This is a genomic window from Vibrio sp. 704 (assembly GCF_033339295.1).
Genome location: NZ_JAWOUH010000011.1, coordinates 62254 through 78793 on the forward strand (window position 1 = coordinate 62254; position 16540 = coordinate 78793).

A 16540-nucleotide genomic window follows, 5' to 3' on the forward strand; every position below is an offset into this window, starting at 1 on the left:
TATCAGGTTCATATATCACGCTGTAACGGCAAACAAGACATTACCATTCCGCGATACAAAGGCGACTTTTAACACCACGAATTTGTAATCCCATCGCTTCAAAGACATGCTCAAAATCTTGACAAGATGCAGGCACATTAGGTAGCGACAATGAAGCCTCGGTAAAAAACGTCCGACTCAAATTATCCGTCTCTCCCCAAGCTAACTGCCACCAATCCAAAATTCGCGGCTTGGATGCGTTTAATCGATAGCTAGCAGGAATACGATCACGCTTGTTTAGGTTTTCAACCTTAGATGTTGGTAGTAAGTTCCACTTATCATTGTTGGGCCAATAAGCAAATGGCAAACAGTGATCAACGTGATACTCATTTCGTAATTTGCTTCCACTCCATACACTGACAATGTCGCAATGGCTGAGCTTCAACTGTTCAATTCTCTTTCGCACGACTCGCGTATCATGGTCTTTATCAATCCAGACCAAACAATCATGATACGTTTGCAGTGGAATACCCCGCTCTTGATTAGACCGAAATCGTTGCATTTCCATAATCCATTGGTTGACCACCAGCGGCTCAATCCAAGAGTTATACAATCGAAAACAATCCCAAAGGCTTTCATCCAACACAAACAGCCCATAACCTTCGAGGAACTCGCTATCCACAACAATTGAACGTTTTGGCTTCTTAGCTGAACGAATCATTTCAAAGTAAGGGTTTGATTTATCACCTTGATAGGTAAAAGTGACGGGACCATCTTTTATGGTTTTTAAGCTGTCTTTTATCGCTTTATCAAGCGCCACTGCATCTTCACCAAAAAATGTCGTGCCTATAGCAAGATCATCAGGACTTAAATGGGAAAGTCTGCCCCAGCCATCGGGCTTTATAAAACCTAGCCCTTTAGACGAGTTCGAGCTTTGCTGGATGTTCTCTTTATCGATTAAACGCTTAAATTGACGAATCCAATATAAGCCAACTAATCCTAATGGGATTGCAACTTTACCTTCGCTGCGATCAACCACTGCACCAGAATGAGCGTCTGCAATACGTAGTAAAGTACGTAGTAGTGCGAGCTTATAGGTAGCCGATTTGGAATCATTGACGATAATGTGGCGAACCTTATTCAGATCACCGGAACCATCATCAGGCAAAGACATCACTACAGTTTGCCAAGATACACCCGTTCGCTTTAACTGATCGTCATCGAGAGATACGTTTCTCACCATTAAAGCGCTATTCTTTGCAAACTTTTCGAGCTCTTCAACCGATACGGGATAAGCTTTACGACCGTCAGAAAAGTCACCGTGACGAAGGCTAATCACCAATCGACCATTAGGCGCTAACAAATTTGCAAGTTTGCGAAATGCACGTTCACGGTGCGTAGGCGCAAGATGCATCCATACCGCACTGACAAGAATTAAATCGAAGCGAAAGCCAAGATTAATGGTTTTCTCAAGCTTAGGTAATGCATCTTCAAGCCAAGTAACGGAATCGCCACAGTAAGACTTACCAAGCCTTAGAAGTGCTTGAGCAGGCTCGATCGCAACAACTTCACACCCATGCTCAGCCATCCATTTCGCGTCTCGACCAGAGCCCGCGCCAACATCTAACACACGATCTCCAGCCTGGGGCCAGAAGACTCTCCAACTCGCGTGGACATCCTCAAACTGGATCGATGTGTATTGCTTCGCGAAAGAGTCGGCGTGTCGGTCATAAAAGTTAGAAGTGGCAGGCATAAAGGTTAACGAAAGGTAATTAATATGCGTCCATATTAATTGCTAGAAATTGCAATGGCTAGAATGCCATTCAAAAGTTGTAGATAGAGTGGCAATTACAGCCAAAAACCTAAAAACGACAAAGCCCCGACAACTCAAAGAGTTATCGAGGCTTTTGAATAAATGGCACGCCCTATTGGATTCGAACCAATGACCACATCCTTAGAAGGGACGTGCTCTATCCAGCTGAGCTAAGGGCGCGCTACAGGGACAGGATTATACGAGTTCAAACGGGTAAATCAACGGGTTTTCATAACATTCTGATCTGAATGCCTAAAAAAAGTCCATTAAAACGCTTAATGTTCAAAAACACCACAAAGCAAACGTTTGCGTATGGATGTTAATAAGAAATTCTGCGACAATGCGCCGCAGATAATCTGCCTTCTTAATTTATAAGGAAAGTCATGACTGCTCAAAATATAGACGGAACTCTCATTTCCCAAACTGTTCGATCCGAAGTGGCTGCACGTGTTAAAGCACGTGTTGAAGCTGGGCTACGTGCTCCTGGTTTAGCAGTGGTTCTAGTTGGTGAAGATCCTGCTTCTCAGGTTTATGTCGGTAGCAAACGCCGCGCATGTGAAGAAGTTGGGTTTGTTTCTAAGTCTTTTGACCTTCCTGCGTCTAGCTCAGAAGAAGAGTTACTAGCTCTGATTGATGAATTAAACAACGATGATGAAATTGACGGCATTCTAGTGCAATTACCCCTTCCTGCGGGCATAGACACAACACATGTTTTAGAGCGCATTCACCCAGAGAAGGACGTGGATGGCTTCCATCCTTACAACGTTGGTCGTCTTGCGCAGCGTATTCCAAAGCTTCGCTCTTGCACGCCAAAGGGCATCATTACCCTACTCGACCGTTACAACATTGAGCTACGTGGTAAACATGCGGTTGTGGTTGGTGCATCAAACATTGTTGGTCGTCCAATGACACTTGAGCTGCTGCTTGCGGGCTGCACAACAACAACATGTCACCGTTTTACCAAAGACCTAGAGAGTCATGTGCGTCAAGCTGACGTTGTCGTGGTGGCGGTTGGTAAGCCTAACTTCATCCCTGGTGAGTGGATTAAAAAAGGCGCAGTGGTGGTCGATGTCGGTATTAACCGTCTTGATTCAGGCAAACTAGTTGGCGACGTGGAATACGACAAAGCACGTGAAAGTGCGAGCTTTATTACTCCTGTTCCTGGTGGCGTTGGCCCAATGACCGTCGCAAGTTTAATTGAGAACACGATGCTCGCTTGCGAACAGTTCCACACAGACAAATAACGTAAAACTTCAGATACGAAAAAGGCTCCGCAAGGAGCCTTTTTGCTAATTGTTGATATCTATTTCAATTACAGACTTAAAATCACGCCCGCAATAGAAGCGCTCATTAAGTTCGCCATGACACCAGCGATAATCGCACGGAAACCATGCTTAGAGACAAATGCACGCTTTTCTGGTACCAAAGAGCCCAACCCACCAATCAGCATCGCCATGCTTGAGATATTTGCAAAACCACACAAAGCAAACGTCACGATTGCTTGTGAGTGTTCACTAAGTTGAGACTTCACTTCTGCAAGCTGGATGAAAGCGACGAACTCATTCACCACAATCTTGTTACCAATCAGCGAGCCTGCTGTGGTTGCTTCTTGCCATGGTATACCCAACAACCAAGCGACTGGCGCAAACACAAAACCTAGGATGAGCTCAAAACTTAATGGTGTCCCAATCAGATCACCTATCCAGCCTAACATGCCGTTTAGCATTGCAATGACACTAATAAACGCCAGTAACGTACCACCGACCGATACAGCAATGCGTACACCCGCCATGGCACCATCGGCTAATGCTTCTACTACGTTGGTTGCACGTGGAATTTCAACTTGGCTAATGTCGATATCTGCTGCTTTATCCGTATCTTCTGGCATTAAAATTTTTGCCATCAACAAGCCGGCAGGTGCCGACATAAATGCAGCAGCAATAAGATAATTGAGGTCGACACCCAGTGATGCGTAACCAACCAACGTTCCGCCAGCAACTGACGCTAAACCACCTGTCATAACTGCAAAGAACTGCGAGTCAGTCATGTGTTTTAGGTAAGGCTTTACCATTAATGGTGCTTCAATGGTGCCAACAAAGATATTCGCCGTAGCAGACAAAGACTCAGCACGACCGATACCTAGCAGCTTTTGAATACCACCACCGATAAAGTTAATGATTTTTGGCATCACACCAATGTGATAAAGACCTGAGATAAGAGAGGAGAAGAAAACGATGATACCCAGAACATTGATCGCAAAGGTGAAGCCCCCTGTCGCCAAATTACCGAATAAAAACGCAATGCCCTCTTGACCATAGTTGATCAAATTCGACACAACACTGCTCACTGAATTCAGCGCATCTCTTCCTGCTGGTACATATAAAACCAACAACGCAAACAGTACCTGCAAAGCAAACGCAAACGACACCGTTCTCAGCTTTATATTTTTTCTATTTGTAGAAAGTAGCCATGCTAGGAATAGTATGGCTACGATACCAATAATTGAGTTCATAAAATGAATCCGACAGAAGGGGGATATGGAAGGCACCGGATTGTATAGCGGACTCAAAATGCTGCAAGTTGAGGATGTTAACAGTGTGAAAAGTTTAAGCGACCAATAACTGACCAACAAAATAACCAATTGAATTTATTGAAGATAAACGTTTGCTTATTTTAATTATTTCCATATGGAAAATATGTTTCTGATTCAGGAAAAATTTTTGTGAAGTGAATCACCTTATGTGTCGTTCTACAACGTCATTGATCCTGTTATTTAGGAATAGAGATGTAAGGCGCCAAACGTTGGTCCCAATGACAAGGGTTGCCGATCTTCTGTTTGATAAAGTTAATCACTGCGGATATTTTTTTTGGCATATGTTGGCGGCTTGGGTATACCGCATAAAACGGCATCGACTGGCTGGCTTTCCAGTCAGGTAACAGCTGTATTAACTTACCCGTTCTGAACTCATCACCCAGCAAGTAAGTGGCAAGGTAGGCAATACCCCAACCTGCAATAGCCGCGTCCCGGACGGCTTCTGCCAGATCCACTGAATAGTTACCCGAGACTTTTACGTTCAATTCTTGCTGATCTTTGGTAAACGCCCACCCCGTATAGTCACGCTCCCAACTTCTGTATATGAGGCAGTTGTGAGCAGATAGGTCATCCGGTTCTGTTGGCGAGTCATGTTTCAATAAGTAATCTGGCGATGCCGCAACAACAAACTGGCAATCCGTCAAACGCTGCGCAATGTAACCTTCAGGCAAATGCTCGTTGTTGGTTACCCATAAATCGAGCCCTTCGGCTAACATATCGACCTTATAGTCAAACAGATGTACTTCCACTTGAAGTTGAGGATACAGTTCGCGTAACTCTTGAATCGCTGGAATAATGTGTAAGGTACCAAATGATTGCGACAACCCAAGACGTACCAAACCTGCCACTTCATCCCGCTGGGTTTCCATCTCTAATGTGGCGCTGCTCACCGCTTGTACCACTTGCTCACAGTGATGAAAAAAGGTTTTCCCTGCCTCTGTCGGCGTAAAGCTTCGCGTAGTGCGTTGAACAAGCTTGATACCAAGAGACGCTTCTAACTGACTCAACTGTTTACTCACATGAGACACCGACACGCCTAAGCTCTTTGCAGCAGCTGTGAAGCTTTTGTGTTTAAGAAGAGCGGAGAAAATCACCATTTGTGCGGCACGTTCAGATAACACGCTTTACCTCGATTTGGTTATAGAAAAAACAAAGGGCTCCGAAGAGCCCTTGTATTGAAGACTGGATGCCGAATTGTTTGTGGCAGATCAGTATTTAATGCGGTCAGCCAAGTGGCTCACAGCAAGTGCGAAGTAGTAAGAGCGGTTCCACTTCATCAATACGTTGTAGTTATTGTAAACCAGATACGTACGACCATTCTCGTCGTCCGGCATGATCAACCATGCTTTGATGTCTTCATCCAGTTTTGGCAACGGGCTACCGTCATATTTTGTGATACCTAATTGGCTCCACTCTTGAAGGTATTTGCCTTTTTCAGCCGTGCGCCCTTCCAGGCTGCGATCAATATTTTTAGGAACCTTAACTTGGCGACCCCAAGTATATTTATCATCCCAACCAGACTTGCTCAAATAGTTAGCGGTTGATGCAAACACGTCCGCTTCAGATTGCCATATGTCTTTTTTACCATCACCGTTGCCGTCAGCAGCAAAACGAAGGAAAGAGCTTGGCATAAACTGGCATTGACCCATCGCACCAGCCCATGAGCCTTTAAAGTTCTCTAGCTCAATATGGCCTTGATCGAGGATCTGCAGTGCCGACATGGCCTCTTTACGGAAAAACTCTTCACGACGGCCTTCAAATGCCATTGTGGATAGTGCATCAATCACTTTAAAGTTGCCGGTAAACTTACCAAAGTTACTTTCAACTCCCCAAAGTGCCACAATAAAGCGCGGGTGGACACCGTACTCATCGCCTATACGCTTTAGCTCAGTGTAATGCTCTTTGTAGAGTTGTCTGGCTTGCTTCACCTTCCATTCAGGCACCGCGCGAGGAATGTACTCATCCAATGTCAGTTTCTTTTCTGGTTGGTTTCGGTCCGCTTTTACTGCTCGCGGCTTGTACTCAACATTAGCAAAAGCAGCACTAATGACCTGCTCTGAGATACCTTTATCACGAGCTTCAGCACGCAGCTTATTCAAGTATTCATCAAAACCCTCGCTACTTGCAAAAGCCGAGGTACACATACCAACGCTAAGCATGGTAGCCAGTATCTTTTTCATATTGCCCTCCTTGAGCAAGGCAGAAATCCCAGATGAAAAACGATGACGTTATTCGCCTTTCTGCTGGGCTTTTTGTTCTTTGTACTTTTCTAATAGGTTCTCCGGCGGCGGTGGAACCTGAAGAAAGAAGCCATCATTTTGTAATGAAGCCTTCACTTTTTCGATATCAACTTGTGCCAATTTACGGCCATCAAGTTTAATCGTCATGACAGCGATAGGCTTACCGAACATCTGCATTAAGGTGTCAGGAACCTGTGAAAAATCATCCTTTTTCGGAATATAGAGATAAGTACCTTCTTTTTTCGAGCTTTTATAAATAGAACAAAGCATGACACGCCTTTTATGCTGATTTAGCCGCGTTGAGTGCGGATTAGGTTGAAAACGTCAAATTCTCGCAAACTTAATAGCAAATTTGAGATTAATTCACCTATTTGCCCACGAGAGAACTTGCTGCGTCAAAGGATGAAATATAACATGACATACCTAGTTTAAGGCAACGCTCTTTCAATAAAGGCAAGAAGTCCACGATGACCCATTCACCAGACCTTAAAGGTAGCAGTTTTACATTGTCAGTTTTACACCTTTCTGACAATGAGATCGCAAAGACTGTCGAATTTTTGCAAGAAAAAGTTTCTCAAGCACCTTCTTTTTTTGCATCCGCGCCTTTGGTAATCAATATAGCAAAAGTACAAGGCGACATTGATTTCCCTAAGCTTAAACAAGGCATCTCAGATGCCGGTTTTATTCCGGTCGGTGTAACGGGCTGTAAAGACAAGCGTGTACAAAACCTTGCTTCCGAAGCTGGCTTCGCCATTATGTCGGCGAGCAAATCGCCAAGCCAAGCACCTGCCAAAATGGCACCAACGAAAGTAGTTCGTACGCCTGTCCGCTCAGGACAACAGATCTACGCAAAAGATGGTGATTTGGTGGTGCTAGCGCACGTAAGTGCAGGTGCTGAAGTCATTGCTGACGGCTCTATTCATATCCATGGCACACTTCGAGGTCGTGCGATTGCAGGAGCAAGTGGTCAGCAGGAAGCGCGTATTATTTGCCACGATTTACAAGCAGAACTGGTATCCATTGCGGGTGACTACTGGTTAAGCGATCAAATTGAAAGCGAGTACTGGCAAAAGAAAGTAATGATCAGTAAAGCCGATGAATCATTACATTTAGAAGTTCTCGCGATTTAATCTAAAAAGGAAAAAAAATGGCACGCATTATTGTAGTAACGTCTGGTAAAGGTGGCGTTGGTAAAACCACTTCAAGCGCAGCCATCGCCTCTGGTCTAGCTCTTAAGGGAAAAAAGACCGCGGTGATCGATTTTGACATCGGTTTGCGTAACCTCGATCTAATCATGGGCTGTGAGCGCCGCGTCGTGTATGACTTTGTAAACGTCATTAACGGCGAAGCGACATTAAACCAAGCGCTGATCAAAGATAAGCGCACGGACAACCTATTTATTCTTCCTGCTTCTCAAACTCGTGATAAAGACGCACTGACAAAAGATGGTGTTCAGCGCGTATTCGGCGAACTTGATGAAATGGGCTTTGATTTCATTATTTGTGATTCACCAGCAGGTATCGAGCAAGGCGCGTTAATGGCCTTGTACTATGCCGATGAAGCCATTGTCACAACGAACCCAGAAGTCTCTTCTGTGCGTGACTCTGACCGCATTCTCGGTATTTTAGATTCTAAGTCACTGCGTGCAGAACAAGGGCTAGAGCCAGTAAAACAGCATCTGTTACTGACTCGCTACAACCCATCTCGCGTCACTCAAGGCGAAATGCTAAGCGTTGAAGACGTTGAGGAGATCTTACATATTCCACTACTGGGCGTGATTCCAGAAAGCCAAGCCGTGCTTAACGCGTCAAACAAAGGTGTGCCAGTCACTTTTGACGATAACACCGATGCGGGTATGGCTTATGCTGACACCGTTGATCGCTTATTAGGCAATCAGGTTGAATTTCGTTTCCTTACTGAGGAGAAGAAAGGACTCTTTAAACGACTCTTTGGAGGCTAGACATGTCATTATTAGAATTTTTCCGTCCACAGAAGAAAACTTCTGCGAATCTAGCTAAAGAGCGTTTGCAAATCATTGTCGCAGAGCGCCGCAGCCAAAATGATCCTGCGCCGTCTTACTTGCCTCAATTAAAAGAAGACATCTTGAAGGTGATCAGCAAGTACGTGGCAATTGATCCAAATATGGTTGACTTAACATTTGAGCACAAAGACGACGATATCTCAGTTCTTGAGCTGAATGTGAAGCTACCAGACGAAGAAAAGTAATCAGTTTCTCTCGCAAGACGAATACTCTAATTAGAACGAAAAAGGTTGGCATCGAGGCCAACCTTTTTCATCTTTCATTACTTTAATGCTTTGTTCATCTTGTCGCCGAGTAAATCCAAACGCCACCCTTGCATCAAATCAGGCAACACTTCTGGGTCACGATCTTTTTTCCAAACCCAACTGATCAACTGATTGATCTGCTTTTTAGAGGCAAGGAACTCCGTGGCTAAACCTGACTTCTGCGAAGCCGATTTCACCAAGTCTTTCATATTTTTGAAGACCTGCTTGTAACCCGGATAGTCCATTAAACGCTCAATTTTCTCAGGATACTCTTCAGAAGGTGTTTGCTTCGCTTGTTTAACAATCGCGGCAATCTTCGCGCCATGGCGGTTAATCGCTCGGATATCAATATCTTCTGCTTCCATCTTCTTAAAGTTCGTTAAACCAAGACGAGCGACCGTTAATAGATCACCTTCTTTGAAGATAAAGTTCAGCGCTAAATCTCGTTTGATTGCTTCACGATAACGCCACGTCGCCAATGGCTTTAAAATCGCCAGCTCAGAAGGTTTTAATTGCCAAGCGCCCTTAATATCAAGGTAGGCATTCTCTTCATTGGTTACGCGAATACGTTTCGAAACGAGTAAATCACTTTCTTGCTGTACAGCTTCCCACCAACCTGCTTGCGTCACCTTATCGAACAGCTTTTCGTATAACGGTAACAAGTAATGAACATCTGCGGCAGCATAATCTAATTGCTTTTGTGTCAGTGGACGAGCCATCCAGTCGGTACGTGATTCACTTTTGTCGAGCTCTACGCCTAAATATTCTTCCACCAGCGATGCGAAGCCTGTCGATAGGCCGTGACCGAGAAAAGCGGCCATCAGCTGCGTATCCACCATAGGGAATGGTGTACAACCAAAAGCGTTTTGGAAAACTTCTAAATCTTCACCACATGCGTGCAGCACTTTTAGCACAGAAGTATCTTTTAATAGCGCTACAAACGGCGTCATATCCGTTAATTCAGTCGGATCAATCAGCGAGAGGCGATTACCATCGAAAAGCTGAATCAGACCTAACTGCGGGTAGAAAGTGCGAATACGAACGAATTCGGTATCCAGCATCACTACGTCTGCCTCTCGGGCATGAGTGCAAACCTCTTCTAGGTCTTTGTTTTTAGTAATAATTTGATAGTTCACATACTTCTCGCTATAAAAATGCCAGCAAAACGCTGGCATTCTATCATTTTTTAAATCTCTCGACTCGACGAAATCGGCTTATGCGCTTTTCTTCGCAAGTTCAGCGTCATTCTCTTCGCGTAAAACACGACGCAAGATCTTACCGACATTGGTTTTAGGTAAGTCTTCGCGGAACTCAACCAACTTCGGAACTTTGTAGCCAGTTAAGTGTTCTCGACAATGCGCGATCACTTCGTCTTTGGTCAAGCTCGGATCACGTTTCACGACATAAATCTTCACTAATTCACCAGACACTTCATGCGGCTGACCAATAGCAGCAACTTCAAGTACTTTGCCGTGTAGTGCTACAACGTCTTCAATTTCGTTCGGGTAAACATTAAAGCCTGATACTAAGATCATGTCTTTCTTACGGTCAACGATATGCAGGAAGCCTTCGTCATCGAACTTAACGATGTCGCCAGTTGATAGCCAGCCGTCTTCGTTAATCGTATCTTTCGTTGCTTCAGGTCGTTGCCAGTAACCTTGCATAACCTGAGGACCACGAACTTGAAGTTCACCAGTTTCAGTATTCGCAAGAGCGTTGCCTTCTTCGTCCACGATACGAACTTCTGTTGATGGTACCGGCAGACCAATAGAGCCATTGTATTCAACAAGATCATGCGGATATGCCGCCACCAACGGAGAACACTCTGTTAGACCGTAACCTTCGAGCAAATAGCAACCCGTGGTCTTTTGCCATCTTTCTGCCACTGAGCGCTGCACTGCCATGCCGCCGCCAACGGCTAAACGTAGATTACTGAAATCCAACTCGTGGAAATCTTCATTGTTGACCAATGCATTAAATAAGGTATTCACGCCCGTAATCGCAGTAAACGGATGCTTTTGTAGCTCTTTCACGAACCCTGGAATATCTCTAGGGTTGGTAATAAGTAAGTTACGACCACCCATTTCGACAAACAGCAGACAGTTTACGGTAAGAGCAAATACGTGATACAGCGGTAACGCTGTTACGACTAATTCACGCCCCGGAGATAAAACCGGTCCGTACGCGCCTTTTGCCTGTAGAACGTTCGCAATCATGTTGCGATGAGTCAGAATCGCACCTTTCGCGACACCTGTCGTCCCCCCCGTATATTGCAGGAATGCAATGTCATCCCCAGACATAAACGGTTTAACGTATTGTAGACGACGACCTTTACGTAGAGCCTGACGCATTGAGATAGCACCAGGTAAATCGTACTTAGGCACCATGCCCTTAACGTACTTCACGACAAAATCGACAATCGTACCTTTCGCTCGTGGCAGCATTTGACCAAGACTGGTTAACACTACGTGTTTGACTGGTGTTTTATCGACGATTTGTTCTAGCGTATTCGCAAAGTTAGACACAATCACAATCGTCGTCGCACCTGAGTCATTCAATTGGTGTTCAAGTTCACGAGGAGTGTAAAGTGGGTTAACGTTTACGGCGATACAACCTGCACGCAAAATACCAAATAATGCTACTGGGTATTGCAGTAAGTTTGGCATCATCAGAGCAACGCGGTCACCCTTTTGCAGTTTTAACTCGTTTTGCAGATACGCTGCGAATGCGCGACTACGCTCTTCCAATTTACGGAAGGTCATAACCGAGCCCATGTTCATGAATGCTGGTTGGTCTGCATATTTTTGTACAGACTGTTCAAACATTTCTACCAAAGACTCATATTGCTCTGGATTAATGGTTTCAGGTACGTCACTTGGATAACGTGAAAGCCATGGTTTATCCACGATGTTACTCCTCGTTTATAACTGGCTAAAAAATAGCGTCCTTTTTATTTTGAAAGCTATTACAGCACAGCGAACGTGCTTGAGCACGCAACTCTCAAACACTTGTTTAAATTTTGTTAACTACACCAAGAATTCGCGTTGCGACCTCGAGTATTTGCTCTAAATGACAGTGATGACCACCCTTGACAGAAACCACTTGCGGTGGGTTCTCTCCCCAATCAGCTTGGTTAGATGGTAAATTCTGAAATCCTTGATCGCCTAATACAATCAAATGAGGACAACGTATTTGGCTGGTAATCGAGTTAGCATGCGCTTGCGCCATTCGGTAAAGCGACGCACATTTTAACTTGGCGTCATGCCGCCAATACCATTTATCTCCTCGCTGCTCTGTTCCACGCTCGACTATCGGTAGAAGTTGCTCAGCGGTTAATTGGTTGGCTTGCATGCGTAATTTTAACGCCAGATCGAAGGAGGCAATGGCTCGCTCTGGCTTGTTTTGCTGTCTTATTCGACTTAAAACGCCATCGCGAAGACGAGGCAAACTGTTAGTAGGATCCTCATGAAGAGGTCCTGCTCCCTCAATTTGCACAAGAGCTTCGACCTGCTCTGGAAACGCTGCACTATAGCAACTTGCGATTAAAGCACCAAGTGAATGCCCTACTAATATCAGTCTGTTTGGTGATAATTCGTCCAAAAACTGATACAAATCGGCAATATAGTCGTGAAAGGGGTAATAATTATCGTGAGATTTATGACTCGATAAACCGTGACCAAAATGATCGATGGCGAGGAGGTGTAAGTGAGGATTAAGTTGATTCAACTGCTCCATGAGCGCTTTAAAGCTGCCCGCATTATCTAACCACCCATGAAGAAAAACGACTGACAAGTCAGCCGTTTTCTCGTTCCCTATCTCAAGGGCTGCCATTTTGCCGGCAGGAAGCTCGAATTGACGCTCATGCATCGCAGATTATTTGACCTGTTTTATCACTTTACCGTCTTGCGGGAAATCATTACGCCACATGCGGCAGTTAATCGAGTAACATGGGTAAAAGTAGGTTGGCGAGTCATACATGCGTACACGTTCTTCAATTTTCCATAAACGGTACCCTTCCCCCTTAATTACCGGGAAGATGTAACCGTGCTCACCGATCTTTCCTTCTTCTTCCCCTGCTCCTTTGCCTACAACCGTCACCAAACGGCCTTCACTAAAGGCGACAGGCTCTAAATAGCCATCAAAATAGGCGACAAAACGCCCCGTAGGCTCTTCATCAATATCAGGTTTACCAGACTCACTGATAGGAAGGTTTACAATCTCTAGACGCGTTTTATCTTTAAAGTTATCCACTTTAGCGATGATTCCACCAAGGCGAACATCTTCACTCACTTGCCCCTGAGACTCAGCAAACGCTTTATAGTCTGTAACGACCAATGCTGTGCTTGCATTTAGCTCCTCTGGCAAAGAGCTACACGCAGACAAACCAACCGTAGCAAATAATGCGAGAAAAAACCGTCCAAAAACCTTCATAAACCACCTTTCAATATTAGTAACCCCAAGCTGGGGAGATCTCACACGTAAATATCGACACCAAGTAATTGAGCCAGTTCCTCTTTTTTAGCTCGATTCATGACATCCATGTACTGCTCCATTGCTTTACGTGCGCCCCCTTCAGGAAGGTCATATTGCACTTGAGCTCGGTGAATTTGGGACTCATCCACGTGTTTTATGGAGTGCGCCACGGCGTTAGCAACCTTTGAAGGCTGACCTACAGGCTGCTTTGTTTGTGATTTATTTACCTGCTTCTTTTGACTGGCTTTATGAGTGCGATTTGCACCGGGAATCAAAGAAGGAGGCAAGCCATTAATCGACGCCATAGCACTCCATAAAAATACAGGGCAAACGCCCTGCTTTTTGTCAGGTTAATGAAAAACGGACTATTCGCGACCAGGAAGTTTTTTCCATGTCACATTATCACGTAAATAAACAGGGCTCGAATCTTCGACCGGCACGGTATTACCCTTTTTAAATTCTTGTTCAGCAAGAATCACGATGTCTTGTGAATCAGGGTACAGAACGTCACTATGCGTCAAATTAAACGGTAGGTCTGCTAATACTTCTTGGTAAGCATCCCAACCAGTACCTGCTGTCGTCCACGTTTTGTCGTCTGCTTGTGCTTCTTCAACGAGACGTGCTGGTGGAATTACGCACTCTGCATCCATCTCTGCCCACTCACCGTTTGCTTGGCGAGTGTAACGTGCCCAGTAAACTTCACCCATACGTGCATCAATGGCCACAGCGACATCGGTCACACCATGTAAGCGATAGCTACCTTGAGCCATTGCAGCCAGCGTTGAAACGCCGATCATAGGTAAGTCAGCACCGAACGCCAAACCTTGTGCGATACCAATACCGATACGAACGCCAGTAAAGCTACCTGGACCACGTCCAAACGCTAACGCATCCAGCTCTTGTAGAGTCAGGCCAGCTTCTTTGAGTACTTCATCAACCATTGGCAGTACTTTTTTGGTGTGATCGCGTGGTGCAACCGCGCTACGTGAAATCACTTGATCATTAGCCAACAACGCAACTGAACAGTTTTCAGTCGCTGTATCGATAGCAAGAATTTTTGCGCTCATTTAACTCTCTACAACTTTCATTTATTGGGTTATGCCTCAGCACTTGCGTCTGTGACAGATTGTTCTGCTTTCAGGAATGCTTTGATTCCATCTAAGTCTCGCGTCCTTGGGATAGGTGGTAGGCTTCCGAGGAAAATACCACCATAGTCTCGCGTGACGAGGCGATTATCACAAATGATCAACGCACCGTGATCCTTCTGATCTCGAATTAATCGCCCTACTCCCTGCTTTAACGTAATCACTGCATCCGGGATTTGTACTTCAGCAAATGGTTCACCGCCACGTAATCGACAATCCTCGATACGGGCTTTGAGTAACGGATCGTCAGGGGCGGTAAACGGTAATTTGTCGATAATAACACAGCTCAGCGCATCACCTCTAACATCAATCCCTTCCCAGAAAGCGCCCGTCGCCACGAGTAAAGCGTTACCCAGTTCCATAAACTCCGCCAAGGTTTTCTGCTTACTCATCTCCCCTTGCATTAACACAGGCAGCTCAAGTACTTCTCGGAACTTCTCACCTAGTTCACGCATCATGCTGTGCGAGGTACATAAAAAGAAGCAGCGACCATCATTTTCTTCAATCACCGGAGCAAGCATTCGGACTAACTTATCCGCTAAGCCGTTACTGTTTGGCTCTGGCAAATACCTTGGCACACAAAGGCGCGCTTGTTTTTGATAATCAAAGGGGGACGGCAGAGAAAATTGCTTTGTAGGTTTGAGGCCAAGGCGCTCAGTAAAGTGCTTGAAGTCGCCCGATACAGCTAGGGTTGCTGACGTGAAAATCCACGCGCCTTGTTTAATCTCTATTTGCTCATGGAACTTGTCCGCGACAGAAAGAGGCGTAATGTGCAGAGCGAAATGACGAGGCGAGGTATCGTACCAGTATGAGTAACCGGTAATATCGACATCACAGACGCGGTCGATGCGGCCTTTGATCAAATTGGCTCGTTCAAAAGCGGTATCCAGTAATTGACTGCGCCCTAAAGCTATTTTGAGTACATCAATCGCCAATTCGAGGCTGTCAGTTAAGCGCAATAATTCTCGCTTAATAGAACCTGATTGCAACGCCTCACGCCAGTTGCCACGAAAGCCTGGCTCACCCAATACAATCCGCATGTCCATTGCGCTTTGCATGAGTTTGTCGCCCACTTTTTGCAATTGACGCATATCTTTGGCTTCGGTGCGGTAGGCTATTTCAATGTCTTTGGCAAGATCGTGAATTTGGCGGCTTGAAACTGACTGGCCGAAATATTCGCTCGCAATATCTGGCAACTGATGAGCTTCATCAAAAATAAACACATCGGCTTCAGGAATCAGTTCACCAAACCCTGTTTCTTTAATCGCTAAATCAGCAAGAAACAAGTGATGGTTCACTACAACAATGTCGGAATCCATGGCTCGCTTACGCGCTTTCAATACAAAGCAATCAGTGTAGCTCGGACATTCTTTACCTAAACAGTTATCATTGGTTGAGGTGATGGTCGGAATGATCATGCTGTCTTCTGGTAGATCATCACAATCCCCAAGGTCACCTGTTTTGGTTTCTGATGACCAAGCACGCACTTTAACAAGTTGAGTTAATAATGTCGGGTCAGATTCATTAGTGTGGCTTTCGACCATTTGGCGGCTCAAACGATCCAAACACAGATAATTAGAACGCCCTTTTAATAACGCCACTTGGCCATAAAAACCAAGCGCATTGACCATGAGCGGTAAGTCACGATGGTACAACTGCTCTTGCAAGTTTTTCGAGCCTGTACTGATGATCACTTTTTTACCGCTCAACAGCGCAGGGACTAGGTATGCGAAGGTCTTACCGGTTCCGGTTCCTGCCTCCACCACCAACTGGGTTTGATCTTTGATCGCACTGCTGACGGCTTCCGCCATATCGATTTGTGGCTGACGAGCTTGAAAGCCAGGAATGGCCTTACCTAACGCGCCATCAGAGGAAAAAGTTTTTGCGATCATGCTTGGTATTGAGTTTGAAAAATTATCGAGAGTATATCAGAGGAATAGGAGTGACATCAGCCCACAATCTGACCAGCTTGCGGCGACACGCGGATATTTTGTTGAAACCAACGTAAGAA

Annotated in this window: 16 protein-coding genes and 1 tRNA gene; 4 read left to right on the forward strand and 13 right to left on the reverse strand. The window is 45.1% G+C overall.

The window, feature by feature from the left end:
• Positions 1–40: 40 nt before the first annotated feature.
• On the reverse strand, positions 41–1732 hold the full coding sequence (locus R7R24_RS15470; protein ID WP_005382296.1) for a class I SAM-dependent methyltransferase: 1692 nt from the start codon (positions 1730–1732) through the stop codon (positions 41–43).
• 163 nt (positions 1733–1895) lie between these two features.
• A tRNA-Arg gene (locus R7R24_RS15475) sits at positions 1896–1972 on the reverse strand.
• A 203-nt stretch (positions 1973–2175) separates the two neighbouring features.
• On the opposite strand from R7R24_RS15475, the gene folD reads away from it, so the two are divergent.
• A complete protein-coding gene (gene folD / locus R7R24_RS15480; RefSeq protein ID WP_005382297.1) occupies positions 2176–3036 on the forward strand; it encodes a bifunctional methylenetetrahydrofolate dehydrogenase/methenyltetrahydrofolate cyclohydrolase FolD in 861 nt (286 codons plus the stop codon).
• A 68-nt stretch (positions 3037–3104) separates the two neighbouring features.
• Here the strand turns inward: folD and R7R24_RS15485 are convergent, their stop codons facing one another.
• The 4 genes from R7R24_RS15485 to R7R24_RS15500 all read right to left on the reverse strand — a co-directional run bounded on the left by R7R24_RS15485 (position 3105) and on the right by R7R24_RS15500 (position 6895).
• Complete coding sequence (locus tag R7R24_RS15485) at positions 3105–4304, reverse strand: NupC/NupG family nucleoside CNT transporter (protein ID WP_005382298.1); 1200 nt, start codon at positions 4302–4304, stop codon at positions 3105–3107.
• Positions 4305–4561: 257 nt separating this feature from the next.
• A complete protein-coding gene (locus R7R24_RS15490) occupies positions 4562–5506 on the reverse strand; it encodes a LysR family transcriptional regulator (protein WP_025766976.1) in 945 nt (314 codons plus the stop codon).
• 87 nt (positions 5507–5593) lie between these two features.
• Complete coding sequence (locus tag R7R24_RS15495; protein ID WP_054578015.1) at positions 5594–6565, reverse strand: lytic transglycosylase domain-containing protein; 972 nt, start codon at positions 6563–6565, stop codon at positions 5594–5596.
• 48 nt (positions 6566–6613) lie between these two features.
• Complete coding sequence (locus R7R24_RS15500; protein ID WP_005382303.1) at positions 6614–6895, reverse strand: YcgL domain-containing protein; 282 nt, start codon at positions 6893–6895, stop codon at positions 6614–6616.
• Between the two features lie 197 nt (positions 6896–7092).
• Here R7R24_RS15500 and minC point away from each other — a divergent pair, with 197 nt between their 5' ends.
• The 3 genes from minC to minE are packed head-to-tail and all read left to right on the forward strand — an operon-like array spanning position 7093 to position 8851.
• Positions 7093–7755 carry a septum site-determining protein MinC gene (gene minC / locus R7R24_RS15505; RefSeq protein WP_005382304.1) on the forward strand — a complete coding sequence of 221 codons (663 nt, stop codon included), beginning with the start codon at positions 7093–7095 and terminating at the stop codon, positions 7753–7755.
• Positions 7756–7772: 17 nt separating this feature from the next.
• Positions 7773–8585, forward strand: coding sequence for a septum site-determining protein MinD (gene minD / locus R7R24_RS15510; protein WP_054578016.1), 813 nt, complete (start codon positions 7773–7775; stop codon positions 8583–8585).
• A 2-nt stretch (positions 8586–8587) separates the two neighbouring features.
• Positions 8588–8851, forward strand: coding sequence for a cell division topological specificity factor MinE (gene minE / locus R7R24_RS15515; RefSeq protein ID WP_005388332.1), 264 nt, complete (start codon positions 8588–8590; stop codon positions 8849–8851).
• 77 nt (positions 8852–8928) lie between these two features.
• Here the strand turns inward: minE and rnd are convergent, their stop codons facing one another.
• The 7 genes from rnd to R7R24_RS15550 form a co-directional block, all read right to left on the reverse strand.
• Positions 8929–10047 (reverse strand): ribonuclease D, encoded by a 1119-nt coding sequence (gene rnd / locus R7R24_RS15520; protein WP_054578037.1) that lies wholly within the window; start codon positions 10045–10047, stop codon positions 8929–8931.
• Positions 10048–10125: 78 nt separating this feature from the next.
• Entirely contained in the window at positions 10126–11817 is a 1692-nt protein-coding gene (gene fadD / locus R7R24_RS15525; protein ID WP_005382216.1) for a long-chain-fatty-acid--CoA ligase FadD, read from the reverse strand.
• 106 nt (positions 11818–11923) lie between these two features.
• The gene (locus tag R7R24_RS15530) at positions 11924–12778 is read right to left on the reverse strand and encodes an alpha/beta fold hydrolase (protein ID WP_005382215.1); all 855 of its coding nucleotides are present in this window, start codon (positions 12776–12778) and stop codon (positions 11924–11926) included.
• Positions 12779–12784: 6 nt separating this feature from the next.
• Positions 12785–13342 carry a Slp family lipoprotein gene (locus R7R24_RS15535; RefSeq protein ID WP_054578017.1) on the reverse strand — a complete coding sequence of 186 codons (558 nt, stop codon included), beginning with the start codon at positions 13340–13342 and terminating at the stop codon, positions 12785–12787.
• Positions 13343–13383: 41 nt separating this feature from the next.
• A complete protein-coding gene (locus R7R24_RS15540) occupies positions 13384–13689 on the reverse strand; it encodes a hypothetical protein (RefSeq protein WP_017819942.1) in 306 nt (101 codons plus the stop codon).
• Between the two features lie 60 nt (positions 13690–13749).
• Positions 13750–14451 carry a tRNA (adenosine(37)-N6)-threonylcarbamoyltransferase complex dimerization subunit type 1 TsaB gene (gene tsaB, locus R7R24_RS15545; protein ID WP_017819943.1) on the reverse strand — a complete coding sequence of 234 codons (702 nt, stop codon included), beginning with the start codon at positions 14449–14451 and terminating at the stop codon, positions 13750–13752.
• A gap of 29 nt (positions 14452–14480) precedes the next feature.
• On the reverse strand, positions 14481–16421 hold the full coding sequence (locus tag R7R24_RS15550) for an ATP-dependent DNA helicase (protein WP_005382210.1): 1941 nt from the start codon (positions 16419–16421) through the stop codon (positions 14481–14483).
• Positions 16422–16540: the final 119 nt, after the last annotated feature.